Genomic DNA, 17,804 nt, shown 5'->3' with positions numbered 1-17,804 from the left:
CCCCGCCCAGCGGCCCGCGCCGAGCGTGCGAGGCGTGAGAAGGGTGGGGGTCCTCCTGGGCGTGGCGGTCCCACGGAGGCGGCGCCGCTGTCATCATGGGTGCGGCGCCCGGCCCCGTCCCGAGGCTCGCCGCGAGCTCGCGAGCGGTGAGGAGGACGGGGTCCTTCGACCCGACGTGGACACCGCGCTCCGGTAGGGGTAGGGTCTCCTGTTGCGCTGCCCTCTGACTGCCTGCCCGCCGAGACGGGTCACGACGGGTGCCCGGGAATCACCCGGGCCACGCCCGCGCTGACCTGTCCGGCGAGCGATCGCGGCCGTCGCGGACAGCCTCGCCATCACCGACGACGACCCAGGACGACCCCGCAGCCCACCGCCCGCACGTCGTGAGGTCCTTGGAAGGACGCATCTTGGCAGGCTCTCGCCCCACCAGCATCACCCCCGGCACCACCGAGTCCGGCACCACCCAGACGACCCCGGCCACGCAGGACGGTCCCCGCACCGGCGAGGCCGACCAGCAGAAGATCCCCGGCGCGCCGCTGCGCGTCTCGTTCGCCAAGATCTCCGAGCCTCTCGAGGTCCCCGACCTCCTCGCGCTCCAGACGGCTTCCTTCGACTGGCTCGTGGGCAGCCCCGAGTGGCGGGCCACGCTCTCGCCCGAGGAGCAGGCCGAGGCCGTCGGCGGGCTGGCCGAGATCCTCGAGGAGATCTCCCCGATCGAGGACTTCAGCGGCTCGATGTCGCTGTCCTTCTCCAACCCGCGCTTCGAGGACGTCAAGGCGTCCCTCGAGGAGTGCAAGGACAAGGACATGACCTACGCGGCGCCGCTGTTCGTCACCGCCGAGTTCATGAACAACACCACCGGCGAGATCAAGTCGCAGACGGTGTTCATGGGCGACTTCCCGATCATGACGAACAAGGGCACCTTCGTCATCAACGGGACCGAGCGCGTCGTCGTCTCGCAGCTGGTCCGCAGCCCGGGCGTCTACTTCGACAAGACCCTGGACAAGACGTCGGACAAGGACGTCTTCAGCGCCAAGGTCATCCCCAGCCGCGGTGCGTGGCTGGAGTTCGACGTCGACAAGCGCGACACCGTCGGCGTCCGCATCGACCGCAAGCGCCGCCAGCCGGTCACCGTGCTGCTGAAGGCGCTGGGCTGGACCGAGGACCGCATCCGCGAGCACTTCCAGTGGTCGCCGACCGTCCTCGCCACCCTGGAGAAGGACCACATCGCCGGGCAGGACGAGGCCCTCCTCGACATCTACCGCAAGCTGCGGCCGGGCGAGCCGCCGACGCGCGAGTCGGCGCAGGCGCTGCTGGAGAACCTGTTCTTCAACCCGAAGCGCTACGACCTGGCCAAGGTGGGCCGCTACAAGGTCAACAAGAAGCTGGGCGTCGACGTGCCGCAGAGCACCAGCACGCTGACCGAGGACGACATCGTCGCCACCATCGAGTACGTGGTGCGCCTGCACGCCGGCGAGCCCGACCACGGCGTCGACGACATCGACCACTTCGGCAACCGCCGCCTGCGCACCGTCGGCGAGCTGATCCAGAACCAGATCCGGGTCGGCCTCTCCCGCATGGAGCGCGTGGTCCGCGAGCGCATGACCACGCAGGACGTCGAGGCGATCACGCCGCAGACGCTGATCAACATCCGGCCGGTCGTCGCCTCCATCAAGGAGTTCTTCGGCACCAGCCAGCTGTCCCAGTTCATGGACCAGACCAACCCGCTCGCGGGCCTGACCCACAAGCGCCGCCTGTCGGCGCTGGGCCCCGGTGGTCTGTCCCGTGAGCGGGCCGGCATGGAGGTCCGCGACGTCCACCCGAGCCACTACGGCCGCATGTGCCCGATCGAGACGCCGGAAGGCCCGAACATCGGCCTGATCGGCTCGCTGTCCTCGTTCGGCCGGGTCAACGCGTTCGGCTTCATCGAGACGCCGTACCGCAAGGTCGAGAACGGTCAGGTCACCACCCAGATCGACTACCTGACCGCCGACGAGGAGGACCGCTTCGTCGTCGCGCAGGCCAACAGCCCGCTCGACGCGCAGGGCCGCCTCGCCGAGGAGCGCGTCCTGGTCCGCACCAAGGGCGGCGAGGTCGACTACCTCTCGCCCGAGCAGGTCGACTACATGGACGTCTCGCCGCGGCAGATGACCTCGGTCGCGACGGCGATGATCCCGTTCCTCGAGCACGACGACGCCAACCGCGCCCTCATGGGCGCCAACATGCAGCGCCAGGCGGTGCCCCTGCTCCGCAGCGAGGCCCCGCTGGTCGGCACCGGCATGGAGCTGCGCGCCGCCGTCGACGCCGGCGACGTCGTCGTGGCGGAGAAGGCCGGTGTGGTCGAGGACTCCACCGCCGACTACGTCACCGTCATGGCCGACGACGGCACCCGGCAGACCTACCGCCTGCTGAAGTTCCGCCGCTCGAACCAGGGCACCTCGATCAACCAGACCCCCGTCGTCGACGAGGGCCAGCGGGTCGAGGTCGGCCAGGTCATCGCCGACGGTCCCTGCACCGACCAGGGCGAGATGGCGCTGGGCAAGAACCTGCTCGTCGCCTTCATGCCGTGGGAGGGCCACAACTACGAGGACGCGATCATCCTGTCGCAGCGCCTCGTGCAGGACGACGTCCTGTCCTCGATCCACATCGAGGAGTTCGAGGTCGACGCCCGCGACACCAAGCTCGGTGCCGAGGAGATCACCCGGGACATCCCGAACGTCTCCGAGGACGTGCTGGCCGACCTCGACGAGCGCGGCATCATCCGCATCGGCGCCGAGGTCGTCCCCGGCGACATCCTCGTCGGCAAGGTGACGCCGAAGGGCGAGACCGAGCTGACCCCCGAGGAGCGGCTGCTCCGCGCGATCTTCGGCGAGAAGGCCCGCGAGGTCCGCGACACGTCGCTGAAGGTCAAGCACGGTGAATCCGGCAAGGTCATCGGCGTCCGCGTGTTCTCGCGCGAGGACGGCGACGAGCTACCCGCCGGCGTCAACGAGCTGATCCGGGTCTACGTCGCCCAGATGCGCAAGATCTCCGACGGCGACAAGCTCGCCGGGCGCCACGGCAACAAGGGCGTCATCTCGAAGATCCTGCCGCAGGAGGACATGCCGTTCCTCGAGGACGGCACCCCGGTCGACATCGTGCTCAACCCGCTGGGCGTGCCCGGCCGGATGAACGTTGGCCAGGTGCTGGAGACCCACCTCGGGTGGATCGCCAAGCAGGGCTGGCAGGTCAACGGCGACCCGGACTGGGCGAAGAACCTGCCCGAGGCCGCGAAGTCGGCGGCCCCGGGGACCCGGACCGCGACGCCGGTGTTCGACGGTGCCAAGGAGGACGAGATCATCGGCCTCCTCGGCGCGACGACCCCGAACCGCGACGGCAACCGGATGGTGCAGCCGACCGGCAAGGCGCGGCTCTTCGACGGCCGCTCCGGCGAGCCGTTCCCGGAGCCGATCTCGGTGGGCTACGTCTACATCCTGAAGCTGCTGCACCTGGTCGACGACAAGATCCACGCCCGCTCGACCGGCCCCTACTCGATGATCACGCAGCAGCCGCTGGGTGGTAAGGCGCAGTTCGGTGGCCAGCGCTTCGGTGAGATGGAGTGCTGGGCGATGCAGGCCTACGGCGCGGCCTACGCGCTGCAGGAGCTGCTCACCATCAAGTCCGACGACATCCTCGGCCGCGTCAAGGTGTACGAGGCGATCGTCAAGGGCGAGAACATCCCCGAGCCGGGCATCCCCGAGTCGTTCAAGGTGCTGCTCAAGGAGCTGCAGTCGCTCTGCCTCAACGTCGAGGTGCTCTCCGGCGACGGGCAGGCGATCGAGCTGCGCGACACCGACGACGAGGTCTTCCGGGCCGCGGAGGAGCTGGGCATCGACCTGTCCCGCCGCGAGCCGTCCTCCGTCGAAGACGTCTGATCGGCCGCCGGCCGGCCCTGATCAGTCGGGGTCGGCCGGCCACCAACTCCAAGTCATGGAAGCGAAGCACTAGCCCCTGAAAGGGGTCACACCTTGCTCGACGTCAACTTCTTCGACGAGCTCCGCATCGGGCTGGCCACCGGCGACGACATCCGCCAGTGGAGCCACGGTGAGGTGAAGAAGCCCGAGACCATCAACTACCGGACCCTGCGTCCGGAGAAGGACGGTCTCTTCTGCGAGAAGATCTTCGGTCCCACCCGGGACTGGGAGTGCTACTGCGGCAAGTACAAGCGCGTCCGGTTCAAGGGCATCATCTGCGAGCGCTGCGGCGTCGAGGTCACCCGCGCCAAGGTGCGCCGTGAGCGGATGGGCCACATCGAGCTGGCCGCGCCGGTCACCCACATCTGGTTCTTCAAGGGTGTGCCGTCCCGGCTGGGGTACCTGCTCGACCTGGCGCCCAAGGACCTCGAGAAGATCATCTACTTCGCGGCCTACATGATCACCTCGGTCGACGACGAGGCGCGCCACCGCGACCTCCCGACCATCGAGGCCGAGATCAGCGCCGAGAAGTCGAACCTGGAGAACCGGCGCGACGCCGACGTGGAGGCCCGCCAGCAGAAGCTGGAGGCCGACCTCGCCGAGCTCGAGGCGGAGGGCGCCAAGTCCGACGTGCGCCGCAAGGTGCGCGAGGGCGGCGAGCGCGAGATGCGCCAGCTGCGCGACCGCGCCCAGCGGGAGATCGACCGCCTCGACGAGGTGATGGACACCTTCCGCAAGCTCGAGGTCAAGCAGCTCATCGCCGACGAGGGGCTCTACCGCGAGCTGCGCGACCGCTTCGGCGAGTACTTCGAGGGCGGCATGGGTGCGGCGGCGCTGCAGAAGCTGCTCTCGGGCTTCGACCTCGACGCCGAGGCCGCCTCGCTGCGCGAGACCATCCGCAGCGGCAAGGGCCAGCGCAAGCTGCGGGCCCTCAAGCGGCTGAAGGTCGTCGCGGCGTTCCAGCAGACCCGCAACTCGCCCATGGGCATGGTGCTGGACTGCGTGCCGGTCATCCCGCCGGACCTGCGCCCGATGGTGCAGCTCGACGGTGGCCGCTTCGCGACCAGCGACATGAACGACCTGTACCGCCGCGTGATCAACCGGAACAACCGGCTGAAGCGTCTGCTCGACCTCGGCGCGCCCGAGATCATCGTGAACAACGAGAAGCGGATGCTCCAGGAGTCCGTGGACGCGCTGTTCGACAACGGCCGTCGCGGCCGGCCGGTCACCGGCCCGGGCAACCGCCCCCTGAAGTCCCTGAGCGACCTGCTCAAGGGCAAGCAGGGCCGGTTCCGCCAGAACCTGCTGGGCAAGCGCGTCGACTACTCTGGCCGCTCGGTCATCGTGGTCGGCCCGCAGCTGAAGCTGCACCAGTGCGGTCTGCCCAAGCAGATGGCCCTGGAGCTGTTCAAGCCCTTCGTCATGAAGCGGCTGGTCGACCTCAACCACGCGCAGAACATCAAGTCCGCCAAGCGGATGGTGGAGCGCGCGCGCCCCGTCGTCTGGGACGTGCTGGAGGAGGTCATCACCGAGCACCCGGTCCTGCTGAACCGGGCGCCGACGCTGCACCGCCTGGGCATCCAGGCCTTCGAGCCGCAGCTGGTCGAGGGCAAGGCCATCCAGATCCACCCGCTGGTCTGCACCGCGTTCAACGCGGACTTCGACGGTGACCAGATGGCGGTGCACCTGCCGCTGTCGGCCGAGGCCCAGGCCGAGGCCCGGATCCTGATGCTGAGCTCGAACAACATCCTGAGCCCGGCCGACGGTCGCCCGATCACCGCGCCGACCCAGGACATGGTGCTCGGCCTGTACCACCTGACCACCCTGGTGCCCAGCCGGCACGAGGCCGATGGCGGCAAGCCCGCGGCCTACGCCTCGGCGGCCGAGGCGCTCATGGCCTTCGACATGGGCGCCCTGGCGCTGCAGGAGCGGGCCTGGATCCGCCTCGACGAGGTCTTCGGCGTCGACAACGGCAAGGTCAACGAGCCGTGGGAGCAGCCGGAGGACTGGACGCCGGGTCAGCCCGCGGTCGTCGAGACCAGCCTGGGCCGGGTGCTGTTCAACGAGGCCCTGCCCGAGGACTACCGCTTCGTCAACTACCAGGTGCCGAAGAAGGAGCTCGGGGCGATCGTCAACGACCTCGCCGAGCGCTACCCCAAGGTGCAGGTCGCGGCGACGCTGGACGCTCTCAAGGCGGCCGGGTTCCGCTGGGCCACGCGGTCGGGCGTCACCATCGCCATCGACGACGTCGTCACGCCGCCGGCCAAGCAGGAGATCCTGGAACGGCACGAGGCCGAGGCGCTGAAGATCGAGAAGCAGTACGAGCGCGGCGTCATCACCGACGCCGAGCGTCGTGGCGAGCTGATCGAGATCTGGACCCGCGCGCGGGCCGAGGTCAGCCAGGCGATGGTCGACAACTTCCCGACCACCAACCCGGTCTGGGTCATGGTCAACTCGGGTGCCCGGGGCAACATGATGCAGATCAGCCAGATCGCCGGTATGCGCGGTCTGGTCGCCAACCCGAAGGGCGAGATCATCCCGCGGCCGATCAAGGCCAACTTCCGGGAGGGTCTGACCGTGCTGGAGTACTTCATCTCCACGCACGGTGCCCGCAAGGGTCTGGCCGACACCGCGCTGCGGACCGCCGACTCCGGGTACCTCACCCGTCGTCTGGTGGACGTCTCGCAGGACGTCATCATCCGCGAGGAGGACTGCGGCACCGACCGCGGCGTCCTCATGCCGATCGGCACGCTGGTCGACGGCGTGGTCACCCGTGACGCGCACGTGGAGACCAGCGTCTACGCCCGCGCCCTCTCCGCCGACGTGGTGGCCGAGGACGGGACGGTCATCGCCCCGGCCAACGCCGACCTGGGTGACGTGCTCATCCAGACGCTGGTCGACGCCGGCGTCGCGGAGGTCAAGGTCCGTTGCGTCCTGACCTGCGAGTCGCTGCTCGGCACCTGCGCCACCTGCTACGGCCGGTCGCTCGCGACCGGCAAGCTGGTGGACGTCGGCGAGGCGGTCGGCATCATCGCGGCCCAGTCGATCGGTGAGCCCGGCACCCAGCTGACGATGCGCACCTTCCACACCGGTGGTGTCGCCGGTGAGGACATCACCCACGGTTTGCCGCGTGTGGTGGAGCTCTTCGAGGCCCGCGTCCCCAAGGGCAAGGCCCCGATCGCCGAGCTGGCCGGCACCGTCCGGATCGAGGACGGTGAGCAGTTCCGCAAGCTCACCATCACCCCGGACGACGGCTCCGACGAGGTCGTCTACGACAAGCTGTCGCGTCGTTCGCGGCTGCGGGTCGAGGACGGCGCCCACGTCGAGGTCGGCGAGCAGCTCACCGAGGGTGCGGTCGACCCGCACGAGGTGCTGCGGATCATGGGCCCCCGCGAGGTGCAGCTGCACCTGGTCCGCGAGGTCCAGGAGGTCTACCGGTCGCAGGGTGTGTCGATCCACGACAAGCACATCGAGGTGATCATCCGCCAGATGCTGAAGCGGGTGACGATCATCGACTCGGGCGCGACGGAGTTCCTGCCCGGCGCGCTCGTGGAGCGGACGATCTTCGAGACCGAGAACCGCCGCGTCGTCGCCGAGGGCGGCGAGCCGGCCTCGGCCCGTCCGGTGCTCATGGGCATCACCAAGGCCTCGCTGGCGACCGAGTCGTGGCTGTCGGCCGCCTCCTTCCAGGAGACGACCAAGGTGCTCACCGACGCCGCGATCCAGGGCAAGAGCGACAGCCTGCTCGGGCTCAAGGAGAACGTGATCATCGGAAAGCTGATCCCGGCGGGTACGGGCATCAGCCGCTACCGCAACATCACGGTCGAGCCGACCGAGGAGGCGCGCGCCGCCGTCTACACCATGGCCGGCTACGAGGACGGGCAGTACTACAGCCCGGACGTCTTCGGCCAGGGCACCGGCGAGGCCGTCCGCCTCGAGGAGTACGACTGGCGGGGCTGAGCCCTAGCTGACAGAAGAGCCCCGCAGGCGACACCTGCGGGGCTCTTCTGTATTCGGTGACGGACCGGCACAGCGGGGACGGCAGCGAGTTGGAGCGGACCGGGTGCGGGGCCCGGAGGGTCCCCACCCGGGACATGGGCTACGGCTCAACGGCGGTCGGGACGGCTCCTGGCTGCGGTTGGAGCCCGGAGGGCGACTAGGTGCACAGGCGCTTCATCGTCTCGACGGTGCGCAGGCGGGCCTCGCGGCCGCCGTCCAGCGGCTGCAGCATCAGCGTCGTGACCCCGGCCTCGGCGAAGGCGGCGATCCGCTCGGCGACGTAGCCCTCCGGGCCGATGAGCGACGACGCCCGCACGAGCTCGTCGGGGACCGCGGCAGCCGCCTCGTCCTTCTTGCCGTCCAGGTAGAGGTCCTGGATCGTCTTCGCCTCGGCCTCGTAGCCGTACCGGACGGCGAGGTCGTTGTAGAAATTCTTGCCGCGGGCGCCCATGCCGCCGACGTACAGGGCGAGCGCGGGCCGCACGAGGTCCAGTAGCGGTTCGACGTCGTCGCCGATCGCCACGGGCACCCCGGTGATTACCTGCAGGTCGCCCAGCGCGGCGTCGCGCTTGGCCTTGCCGGCCGCCAGCGAGTCACCCCACACCGACGCGGCCTTCTCGGGCACGAAGAAGATCGGCTCCCACGCCTCGGCGATCTCGGCGGCCAGCTCGACGTTCTTGGGGCCGAGGGCCGCGAGCATCACCGGGATCCGCTCGCGGACCGGGGTGTTGATCAGCTTGAGCGGCTTGCCCAGGCCGGTGCCCTGCTCGGCCGGCAGCGGGATCGAGTACTTCTTCCCCTCGTGCTGCAGCCGCTCGCGGCGCCACACCTGGCGGCAGATCTGGACGATCTCCCGGGTGCGCTGCAGCGGCGCGTCGTAGGGCAGGCCGTGCCAGCCCTCGATGACCTGCGGGCCGGAGGCGCCCAGGCCGAGCGTGAACCGGCCGCCGGAGACGAAATCCAGCCCGGCCGCGGTCATCGCCGTGAGCGCCGGGGTGCGGCTGTAGATGGGCAGGATGCCGCTGAGCAGCTCCACGCGCTCGGTCACCGCCGCGAGGTAGCCCAGCTGGCTCACCGCGTCGAAGGTGTAGACCTCGGCCACCATGGCGAGGTCGAGGCCGGCGGACTCCAGGTCGCGGATCTCCGCCGCCGTCTCCTGGAAACCGCCGCTGTAGCTGGCCTGGATGCCGATCCGCACGTGCGCTCCTCTGCTCCGCGGCGCCACCGTTGGCGCCCACCGCACGGTAGCGGTCGCCGCGCGGGGGAGCGGGGGAGCTGTCGCGGCCTCCCGGACGGCGGTAGTCTCCCGTCCACCCCGGCCCGCGCCGGTCCCTCCGGTCGACGTGTCGACCGGTGTGAGGGACCCGGCTTTGACCACCTGTTCGGGCACGGGTATCGTGGTCAGCCGTGCCCAGGGTGTCCTGGGCCTGCTCCCGTTCGCGGTGCGCCTGGGTGACCAGAGGTGGCAAACCTCCTGGTCGCCGGGGACCACCTCCCGGCCCGGCCGGAAGGTGGCGGCGCCGGGGTCGCGAGGGGCAACCGAACTCGGTCTGACATCGGACCGGTCCGGGGGAGGGCAACACGCCCGACCGCGTGGACCGGACGTGGAACACGACCGGGGTCGGGGAGGTTCCGATCAGGGGCCGGCACCCCAGCACCACCCGCAGAGCAGCAAACAGACGAGCACCACCCCAGCGCAGGTAGGAGATCCAGGCCACCCATGCCCACGATCAACCAGCTGGTCCGCAAGGGCCGCGAGGACAAGGTCGAGAAGACCAAGACCCCGGCGCTGAAGGGTTCGCCCCAGCGTCGCGGAGTCTGCACGCGCGTGTACACGACGACGCCGAAGAAGCCGAACTCGGCGCTGCGCAAGGTCGCTCGCGTCCGCCTGACCAGTGGCATCGAGGTGACCGCCTACATCCCGGGCGTCGGCCACAACCTGCAGGAGCACTCGATGGTGCTCGTGCGCGGCGGCCGCGTGAAGGACCTGCCCGGCGTGCGCTACAAGATCATCCGCGGCTCGCTGGACACCCAGGGTGTCCGCAACCGCAAGCAGGCTCGCAGCCGCTACGGCGCGAAGAAGGAGAAGAGCTAATGCCGCGCAAGGGCCCCGCGCCGAAGCGTCCGCTGGTCGCCGACCCGGTGTACCAGTCGCCGCTGGTCACCCAGCTGGTGAACAAGGTGCTGGTCGACGGCAAGCGCTCGGTCGCCGAGGCGATCGTCTACGGCGCCCTCGAGGGTGCCCGCGCCAAGACCGACACCGACCCGGTCGTCACGCTCAAGCGCGCGCTGGACAACGTCAAGCCGGCCCTCGAGGTCCGCAGCCGCCGCGTCGGTGGTGCGACCTACCAGGTCCCGGTCGAGGTTCGCGCCTCGCGCAGCACCACGCTCGGCCTCCGCTGGCTCATCCAGTACAGCCGCGCCCGCCGCGAGAAGACGATGACCGAGCGCCTGATGAACGAGCTGCTCGACGCGAGCAACGGTCTGGGTGCCGCCGTCAAGCGGCGCGAGGACACCCACAAGATGGCCGAGTCGAACAAGGCCTTCGCGCACTACCGCTGGTAACCACCAGCGCCCGCCGTCGGCGGGACTACCGGGGCGCTTCTGGATGTCGTAGCCCCGGCACCCGCACACGGACCTGATCCAAGAGGAGAAGCAATGGCCAGCAACGAGGCCCAGCTCCGCAAGACCCGCAACATCGGGATCATGGCGCACATCGACGCCGGCAAGACGACCACCACCGAGCGCATCCTCTTCTACACCGGTATCACGTACAAGATCGGTGAGGTCCACGACGGCGCGGCCACGATGGACTGGATGGAGCAGGAGCAGGAGCGCGGCATCACCATCACGTCCGCCGCGACGAAGTGCTCCTGGAACGGCCACGACATCAACATCATCGACACCCCCGGGCACGTCGACTTCACCGTCGAGGTGGAGCGCTCCCTGCGCGTGCTCGACGGTGCGGTCGCCGTCTACGACGGTGTGGCCGGTGTCGAGCCGCAGACCGAGCAGGTGTGGCGGCAGGCGGAGAAGTACGGCGTCCCGCGCATGTGCTTCGTCAACAAGCTCGACCGCACCGGTGCGAACTTCTTCCGCTGCGTCGACATGATGGTCGAGCGGCTGGCCGCCAACCCGCTGGTGCTGCAGCTGCCGATCGGCGCCGAGGCCGACTTCATCGGTGTCGTCGACCTGGTGACGATGAAGGCCCTCACCTGGCGCGGTGAGACCAAGATGGGTGAGGACTACGCCATCGAGGAGATCCCGGCCGAGCTCGCCGACCAGGCCGCCGAGTACCGCGAGAAGCTGCTCGAGAACATCGCGGACTTCGACGACTCGCTCATGGAGGACTACCTCGGTGGCGAGGAGATCTCGGTCGACCGCCTGAAGGCGGCCATCCGCAAGGCCACCATCGGCGGTCAGGTCAACCCGGTCCTCACCGGCACCGCGTTCAAGAACAAGGGCGTGCAGCCCCTGCTCGACGCCGTCGTGGAGTACCTGCCCAGCCCGCTGGACATCGAGGCCATCGTGGGCACCGCCCTCGACGGTGAGACCGAGGTCCTCCGGCACGCCGACGAGGACGAGCCGTTCTCGGCGCTGGCGTTCAAGATCCAGACGGACCAGCACCTGGGCAAGCTGACCTACATCCGGGTCTACTCCGGTCGGCTCGACGCGGGTTCCCCCGTGCTGAACAGCACGAAGGACCGCAAGGAGCGCGTCGGGAAGATCTACCAGATGCACGCCAACAAGCGCGAAGAGCGCGCGGGCGTGGGCGCCGGCCAGATCGTCGCGGTCAACGGGATGAAGCAGACCACGACCGGTGACACCCTCTGCGACCCGCAGAAGCCGGTGATCCTCGAGTCGATGAGCTTCCCCGCTCCGGTCATCTCGGTCGCCATCGAGCCGAAGACCAAGAGCGACCAGGAGAAGCTCGGCACCGCGATCCAGAAGCTCGCCGAGGAAGACCCGACCTTCCAGGTGAAGCTGGACGAGGAGACCGGTCAGACGGTCATTTCCGGCATGGGGGAGCTCCACCTGGAGATCCTGGTCGACCGCATGCGCCGTGAGTTCAACGTCGAGGCGAACGTCGGCAAGCCGCAGGTGGCCTACCGCGAGACGATCCGCAAGGCCGTCGAGCGCTACGACTACACCCACAAGAAGCAGACCGGTGGCTCGGGCCAGTTCGCGAAGGTGCAGATCGCCATCGAGCCGCTCCCCACGGGTGGCGACTCGGCGACCTACGAGTTCGAGAACAAGGTCACCGGTGGTCGTGTCCCGAAGGAGTACATCCCCTCGGTCGACCAGGGCATGCAGGACGCCATGCAGTACGGCATCCTGGCCGGCTACCCCATGGTGGGCGTCAAGGCCAGCCTGCTCGACGGCCAGTACCACGAGGTCGACTCCTCGGAGATGGCCTTCAAGATCGCCGGCTCGATCGCCTTCAAGGAGGCCGCGCGCAAGGCCGACCCGGCCCTGCTGGAGCCGCTGATGGCGGTCGAGGTCACGACGCCCGAGGACAACATGGGCGACGTCATCGGCGACCTGAACTCCCGCCGCGGGATCATCCAGGCGATGGAGGAGCGCTCCGGCGCCCGCGTCGTCCGGGCCCTGGTCCCGCTGTCGGAGATGTTCGGCTACGTGGGCGACCTGCGCAGCCGCACCCAGGGACGGGCGAGCTACTCGATGGTGTTCGACTCGTACGCCGAGGTCCCGGCCAACGTCGCCAAGGAGATCATCGCCAAGGCGACCGGCGAGTAACCGGAATGCGGGTGGTCACGCCCGCGCTCCCCGAGCACAGCCCGCAACCCCCAGAGCACGCACCACCTGCGTAACCACGAGGAGAGGAACCCAGTGGCCAAGGCCAAGTTCGAGCGGACCAAGCCGCACGTCAACATCGGCACCATCGGGCACATCGACCACGGCAAGACGACGCTGACCGCGGCGATCACCAAGGTCCTGCACGACAAGTACCCGGACCTCAACGAGGCGTCCGCCTTCGACCAGATCGACAAGGCGCCCGAGGAGAAGGCCCGCGGCATCACGATCTCGATCGCGCACGTCGAGTACCAGACGGAGAACCGTCACTACGCGCACGTCGACTGCCCCGGGCACGCCGACTACATCAAGAACATGATCACCGGTGCGGCGCAGATGGACGGCGCGATCCTCGTGGTCGCCGCCACCGACGGCCCGATGCCGCAGACCAAGGAGCACGTCCTCCTGGCCCGTCAGGTCGGCGTCCCCTACATCGTCGTCGCGCTGAACAAGGCCGACATGGTCGACGACGAGGAGATCCTGGAGCTCGTCGAGCTCGAGGTCCGCGAGCTGCTCTCCGAGTACGAGTTCCCGGGCGACGACGTCCCCGTGGTCCGCGTCTCGGCGCTCAAGGCCCTCGAGGGCGACGCCGCGTGGGGCGACAAGCTCATGGAGCTGATGAACGCCGTCGACACCGCGATCCCGGAGCCGGAGCGCGAGATCGACAAGCCGTTCCTCATGCCCGTCGAGGACGTCTTCACCATCACCGGTCGTGGCACGGTCGTCACCGGCCGCGTCGAGCGCGGCATCGTCAAGGTCTCCGAGGAGATCGAGATCGTCGGTATCCGCGAGGGTTCGACGAAGACCACCGTCACCGGTGTCGAGATGTTCCGCAAGCTGCTCGACCAGGGCCAGGCCGGCGACAACGTGGGTCTGCTCCTCCGCGGCATCAAGCGCGAGGACGTGGAGCGCGGCCAGGTCGTCGTGAAGCCCGGCTCGATCACCCCGCACACCAACTTCGAGGGCTCGGTCTACATCCTCTCGAAGGACGAGGGTGGCCGTCACACGCCGTTCTTCAACAACTACCGTCCCCAGTTCTACTTCCGGACGACGGACGTGACGGGCGTCGTGACCCTGCCCGCCGGCACCGAGATGGTCATGCCCGGCGACAACACCGAGATGACGGTGGAGCTGATCCAGCCCATCGCCATGGAGGAGGGTCTGCGGTTCGCCATCCGCGAGGGTGGCCGTACCGTGGGCGCCGGGCGCGTCACCAAGATCAACAAGTAGCACCCTGACGGGCGGCGGCCGGGGATCCGGCCGCCGCCCGGCCATGGCTTCGCGGCACGACGCCGGAGCCACCCCCGGGTCGTCAGGCCCACCGGGTCAGCAGACCCACATGATCTTTCACAACCGATCGGCAGGAGCGAGAACAGGCGATGGCGGGACAGAAGATCCGCATCCGGCTGAAGGCCTACGACCACGAGGCGATCGATGCCTCGGCGCGGCGCATCGTGGACACGGTGACGAAGACCGGAGCGCGCGTCGTCGGCCCGGTGCCGCTGCCGACGGAGAAGAACGTGTACGCCGTGATCCGGTCTCCGCACAAGTACAAGGACTCCTTCGAGCACTTCGAGATGCGGACCCACAAGCGGCTCATCGACATCCTCGACCCGACGCCGAAGACGGTCGACGCGCTCATGCGCATCGACCTGCCGGCCTCGGTCGACGTCAACATCCAGTAAGGGCAGTCAGCAGACATGGCGAGCACATTCCGTGGTCTCCTCGGCGAGAAGCTGGGGATGACCCAGGTTTTCGACGAGAACAACCGCCTCGTGCCGGTGACCGTCGTCAAGGCGGGCCCGTGTGTGGTGACCCAGGTGCGCACCCCCGAGGTCGACGGCTACTCCGCCGTCCAGCTCGGGTTCGGTGACATCGACCCGCGCAAGGTGAACCGGCCCGAGGGCGGGCACTTCACCAAGGCGGGCGTGACGCCGCGGCGCCACCTGGTGGAGCTGCGCACCTCCGACGCGGGGAGCTACACGGTCGGCCAGGAGCTGACCACCGAGGTGTTCGACGGCGTCGCGAAGGTCGACGTCATCGGCACGAGCAAGGGCAAGGGCACCGCCGGCGTCATGAAGCGTCACGGCTTCAAGGGCCTCGGCGCATCGCACGGCACCCAGCGCAAGCACCGGTCGCCGGGCTCCATCGGTGGCGCCTCGACGCCGGGCCGGGTCTTCAAGGGCCTGCGCATGGCCGGCCGCATGGGCGCGGTCAAGACCACGACCCTGTCGCTGGTCGTCCACAAGGTGGACGCCGAGCGCGGTCTGCTGCTGATCAAGGGCGCCATCCCCGGTCCGAAGGGCGGCCTCGTGCTCGTCCGTTCGGCCGTCAAGGGCGGTCCCGTGGGGAGTGACGACAAGTGACCTCATCGACCGAGACGCGCACCGACCGCCAGGTCGACGTCCGCACCCCGGCGGGGGAGACCTCCGGCAGCGTTACGCTGCCCGGTGAGCTCTTCGACGCCAACGCGAACGTCTCTCTGATGCACCAGGTGGTCGTCGCGCAGCTGGCTGCCGCCCGCCAGGGCACGCACGCCACGAAGACGCGGGGCAAGGTCCGCGGTGGTGGCGCCAAGCCGTACCGCCAGAAGGGGACCGGTCGCGCCCGCCAGGGCTCGACGCGTGCGCCGCAGTTCGCCGGTGGTGGCACCGTCCACGGCCCGCAGCCGCGCGACTACGAGCAGAAGACCCCGAAGAAGATGAAGGCCGCCGCCTTGCGCGGTGCCCTCTCGGACCGGGCCCGCGAGGGCCGGGTGCACGTGGTCTCCGCGTTCGTCGACGGCGACGCCCCCAAGACGAAGGCCGCCCTGGCCACGCTGAACGCCGTCACCCAGGCCAAGCGCGTCCTCGTGGTCCTCGACCGCGACGACGTCCTCAACTGGGTGAGCCTGCGCAACGTGCCCGAGGTGCACCTGATCGAGGCCGGTCAGCTCAACACCTACGACGTGCTCGTGTCCGACGAGGTGATCTTCACCGAGACGGCGCTGGCGGAGTTCGTGGCGGGCCCGGCCAAGGGCAAGCGCTCCGGCGCCGACCTGCCCGACCTCGCCACCCACGAGATCCCGGGTGGCATCCCGTCCATCGCCCCCGCCGCCGGCGAGGGCACCGTCGAAGAGACCACCGAGGAGAAGGCATGAGCGTCCGCGACCCCCGGGACGTCCTGCTCGCCCCGGTCATCTCCGAGAAGAGCTACGGCCTGCTCGACGGCAACCAGTACACGTTCATCGTGCGGCCGGATGCCAACAAGACGCAGATCAAGATCGCGGTCGAGCAGATCTTCAAGGTGAAGGTTCTCGGCGTGAACACGATCAACCGCCAGGGCAAGCGCAAGCGCAGCCGCGGCGCGCAGATGGGCAAGCGCAAGGACACCAAGCGCGCCATCGTCTCCGTGGCTGCCGGCGACCGCATCGAGATCTTCGGTGGTCCCGGCGCCTGACGCGCCGGAACCGTTCGGACCAGAGATAGAGGACTGAGTCAGCAATGGCTATCCGCAAGTACAAGCCGACGACGCCGGGCCGCCGCGGCTCCAGCGTCGCCGACTTCGCCGAGGTCACGCGAGACCACCCCGAGAAGTCGCTGGTCCGACCGCTGCACGGTCGTGGCGGGCGCAACGTGCACGGAAAGGTCACCGCTCGTCACCAGGGCGGTGGTCACAAGCGCGCGTACCGGGTGATCGACTTCCGCCGGGCCGACAAGGACGGCGTGCCGGCCAAGGTCGCGCACATCGAGTACGACCCCAACCGCACGTCGCGGATCGCGCTCCTGCACTTCGCCGACGGCGAGAAGCGCTACATCATCGCGCCGGCGCGGCTGAAGCAGGGCGACCTGGTGGAGTGCGGCCCCGCCGCCGACATCAAGCCCGGCAACAACCTGCCGCTGCGGAACATCCCGGTCGGCACCGTGGTTCACGCCATCGAGCTCCGTCCCGGTGGCGGCGCGAAGATCGCCCGTTCCGCGGGGACCAGCGTCCAGCTGGTCGCCCGTGAGGGTCGCTTCGCGCAGCTGCGCATGCCGTCGGGCGAGATCCGCAACGTCGACGTGCGCTGCCGCGCCACCGTCGGCGAGGTGGGCAACGCCGAGCAGTCGAACATCAACTGGGGCAAGGCCGGCCGCATGAGGTGGAAGGGCAAGCGCCCGACCGTCCGCGGTGTCGCCATGAACCCGGTGGACCACCCGCACGGTGGTGGTGAGGGCAAGACCTCCGGTGGTCGCCACCCGGTGAACCCGAAGGGCAAGCCGGAGGGCCGGACGCGCAAGCGGAAGGCCAGTGACGCCCTGATCGTGCGCCGCCGGCGCGCCAACAAGAAGCGCTGAGCCCGGGTAACCGGCGGTAGAGGAGAGCCGAATGCCACGCAGCCTGAAGAAGGGCCCGTTCGTCGACGACCACCTGCTCAAGAAGGTGGACGCACAGAACGAAAAGGGCACCAAGAACGTGATCCGTACCTGGTCGCGCCGCTCGACGATCATCCCGGACATGCTCGGCCACACCCTCGCGGTGCACGACGGCCGCAAGCACGTCCCGGTGTTCGTCACCGAGGCGATGGTCGGGCACAAGCTCGGGGAGTTCGCGCCCACGCGCACCTTCCGCGGGCACGTCAAGGACGACCGCCGCTCGCGGCGGGGCTGACCAGGTAGAGAGAGATTCAGATGACTTCCCAGTTGGGACAGGAGGCGCCGGTGGCCCGGGCTACGGCCCGGTTCGTCCGCGTGACCCCGATGAAGGCCCGCCGCGTGGTGGACCTGATCCGCTACCTGCCGACCGACGAGGCGCTGGCGCTGCTGCGCTTCGCCCCGCAGTCGGCCAGTGAGCCGGTCGCCAAGGTCGTCGCCAGCGCGGTGGCCAACGCCGAGCACAACCTGCAGCTGGACCCGGCTGCACTCGTGGTCAGCGCGGCGTACGTCGACGAGGGCCCGACGCTCAAGCGGATCCGTCCGCGTGCGCAGGGCCGGGCGTTCCGCATCAACAAGCGGACCAGCCACATCACCATCGAGGTGAGCGAGGTGGCCAGCAGCGCCGTCCTCGCGCAGAAGTCGC

13 protein-coding genes and 1 pseudogene are annotated in these 17,804 nt (G+C 69.2%); 13 read left to right on the top strand and 1 reads right to left on the bottom strand.

Features of this window, described 5'->3' with window-relative positions:
- Positions 1-521 precede the first annotated feature (521 nt).
- On the top strand, positions 522-3,914 hold the full coding sequence (rpoB, locus tag BMW62_RS01965) for a DNA-directed RNA polymerase subunit beta (protein ID WP_091929185.1): 3,393 nt from the start codon (positions 522-524) through the stop codon (positions 3,912-3,914).
- Between the two features lie 93 nt (positions 3,915-4,007).
- Positions 4,008-7,913, top strand: coding sequence for a DNA-directed RNA polymerase subunit beta' (locus BMW62_RS01960; protein ID WP_091929118.1), 3,906 nt, complete (start codon positions 4,008-4,010; stop codon positions 7,911-7,913).
- Positions 7,914-8,109: 196 nt separating this feature from the next.
- Here BMW62_RS01960 and BMW62_RS01955 read toward each other — a convergent pair whose 3' ends face one another.
- Positions 8,110-9,150 (bottom strand): LLM class F420-dependent oxidoreductase, encoded by a 1,041-nt coding sequence (locus BMW62_RS01955; RefSeq protein WP_091929117.1) that lies wholly within the window; start codon positions 9,148-9,150, stop codon positions 8,110-8,112.
- A 522-nt stretch (positions 9,151-9,672) separates the two neighbouring features.
- Here BMW62_RS01955 and rpsL point away from each other — a divergent pair.
- The 11 genes and pseudogenes from rpsL to rplV form a co-directional block, all read left to right on the top strand.
- Positions 9,673-10,047, top strand: coding sequence for a 30S ribosomal protein S12 (gene rpsL, locus BMW62_RS01950; RefSeq protein ID WP_012950487.1), 375 nt, complete (start codon positions 9,673-9,675; stop codon positions 10,045-10,047).
- Positions 10,047-10,517: a 30S ribosomal protein S7 gene (gene rpsG / locus BMW62_RS01945; protein WP_091929116.1), complete on the top strand. Its 471-nt coding sequence runs from the start codon at positions 10,047-10,049 to the stop codon at positions 10,515-10,517. The genes rpsL and rpsG overlap by 1 nt, the downstream gene beginning before the upstream one ends.
- Positions 10,518-10,610: 93 nt before the next feature.
- Positions 10,611-12,710 (top strand): elongation factor G, encoded by a 2,100-nt coding sequence (gene fusA / locus BMW62_RS01940; protein WP_091929115.1) that lies wholly within the window; start codon positions 10,611-10,613, stop codon positions 12,708-12,710.
- Between the two features lie 93 nt (positions 12,711-12,803).
- Positions 12,804-13,997, top strand: coding sequence for an elongation factor Tu (tuf, locus tag BMW62_RS01935; protein ID WP_091929114.1), 1,194 nt, complete (start codon positions 12,804-12,806; stop codon positions 13,995-13,997).
- A 149-nt stretch (positions 13,998-14,146) separates the two neighbouring features.
- A complete protein-coding gene (rpsJ, locus tag BMW62_RS01930) occupies positions 14,147-14,452 on the top strand; it encodes a 30S ribosomal protein S10 (RefSeq protein ID WP_091929113.1) in 306 nt (101 codons plus the stop codon).
- 15 nt (positions 14,453-14,467) lie between these two features.
- On the top strand, positions 14,468-15,133 hold the full coding sequence (rplC, locus tag BMW62_RS01925; RefSeq protein WP_091929112.1) for a 50S ribosomal protein L3: 666 nt from the start codon (positions 14,468-14,470) through the stop codon (positions 15,131-15,133).
- The gene (gene rplD, locus BMW62_RS01920) at positions 15,130-15,906 is read left to right on the top strand and encodes a 50S ribosomal protein L4 (protein WP_091929111.1); all 777 of its coding nucleotides are present in this window, start codon (positions 15,130-15,132) and stop codon (positions 15,904-15,906) included. Before rplC ends, rplD begins: the two co-directional genes overlap by 4 nt.
- Entirely contained in the window at positions 15,903-16,205 is a 303-nt protein-coding gene (rplW, locus tag BMW62_RS01915; RefSeq protein WP_091929110.1) for a 50S ribosomal protein L23, read from the top strand. Before rplD ends, rplW begins: the two co-directional genes overlap by 4 nt.
- 44 nt (positions 16,206-16,249) lie before the next feature.
- Positions 16,250-17,083 carry a 50S ribosomal protein L2 gene (gene rplB, locus BMW62_RS01910; protein ID WP_091929109.1) on the top strand — a complete coding sequence of 278 codons (834 nt, stop codon included), beginning with the start codon at positions 16,250-16,252 and terminating at the stop codon, positions 17,081-17,083.
- A 31-nt stretch (positions 17,084-17,114) separates the two neighbouring features.
- The gene (rpsS, locus tag BMW62_RS01905; protein ID WP_091929108.1) at positions 17,115-17,396 is read left to right on the top strand and encodes a 30S ribosomal protein S19; all 282 of its coding nucleotides are present in this window, start codon (positions 17,115-17,117) and stop codon (positions 17,394-17,396) included.
- A 20-nt stretch (positions 17,397-17,416) separates the two neighbouring features.
- Positions 17,417-17,764, top strand: a pseudogene (gene rplV, locus BMW62_RS01900) (50S ribosomal protein L22); the annotation flags it as partial.
- Between the last annotated feature and the right edge of the window lie 40 nt (positions 17,765-17,804).

This window comes from Blastococcus sp. DSM 46786 (assembly GCF_900109665.1).
GTDB classification, from domain to species: domain Bacteria; phylum Actinomycetota; class Actinomycetes; order Mycobacteriales; family Geodermatophilaceae; genus Blastococcus; species Blastococcus carthaginiensis.
This window is presented reverse-complemented; position numbering and strand designations above follow the sequence as displayed.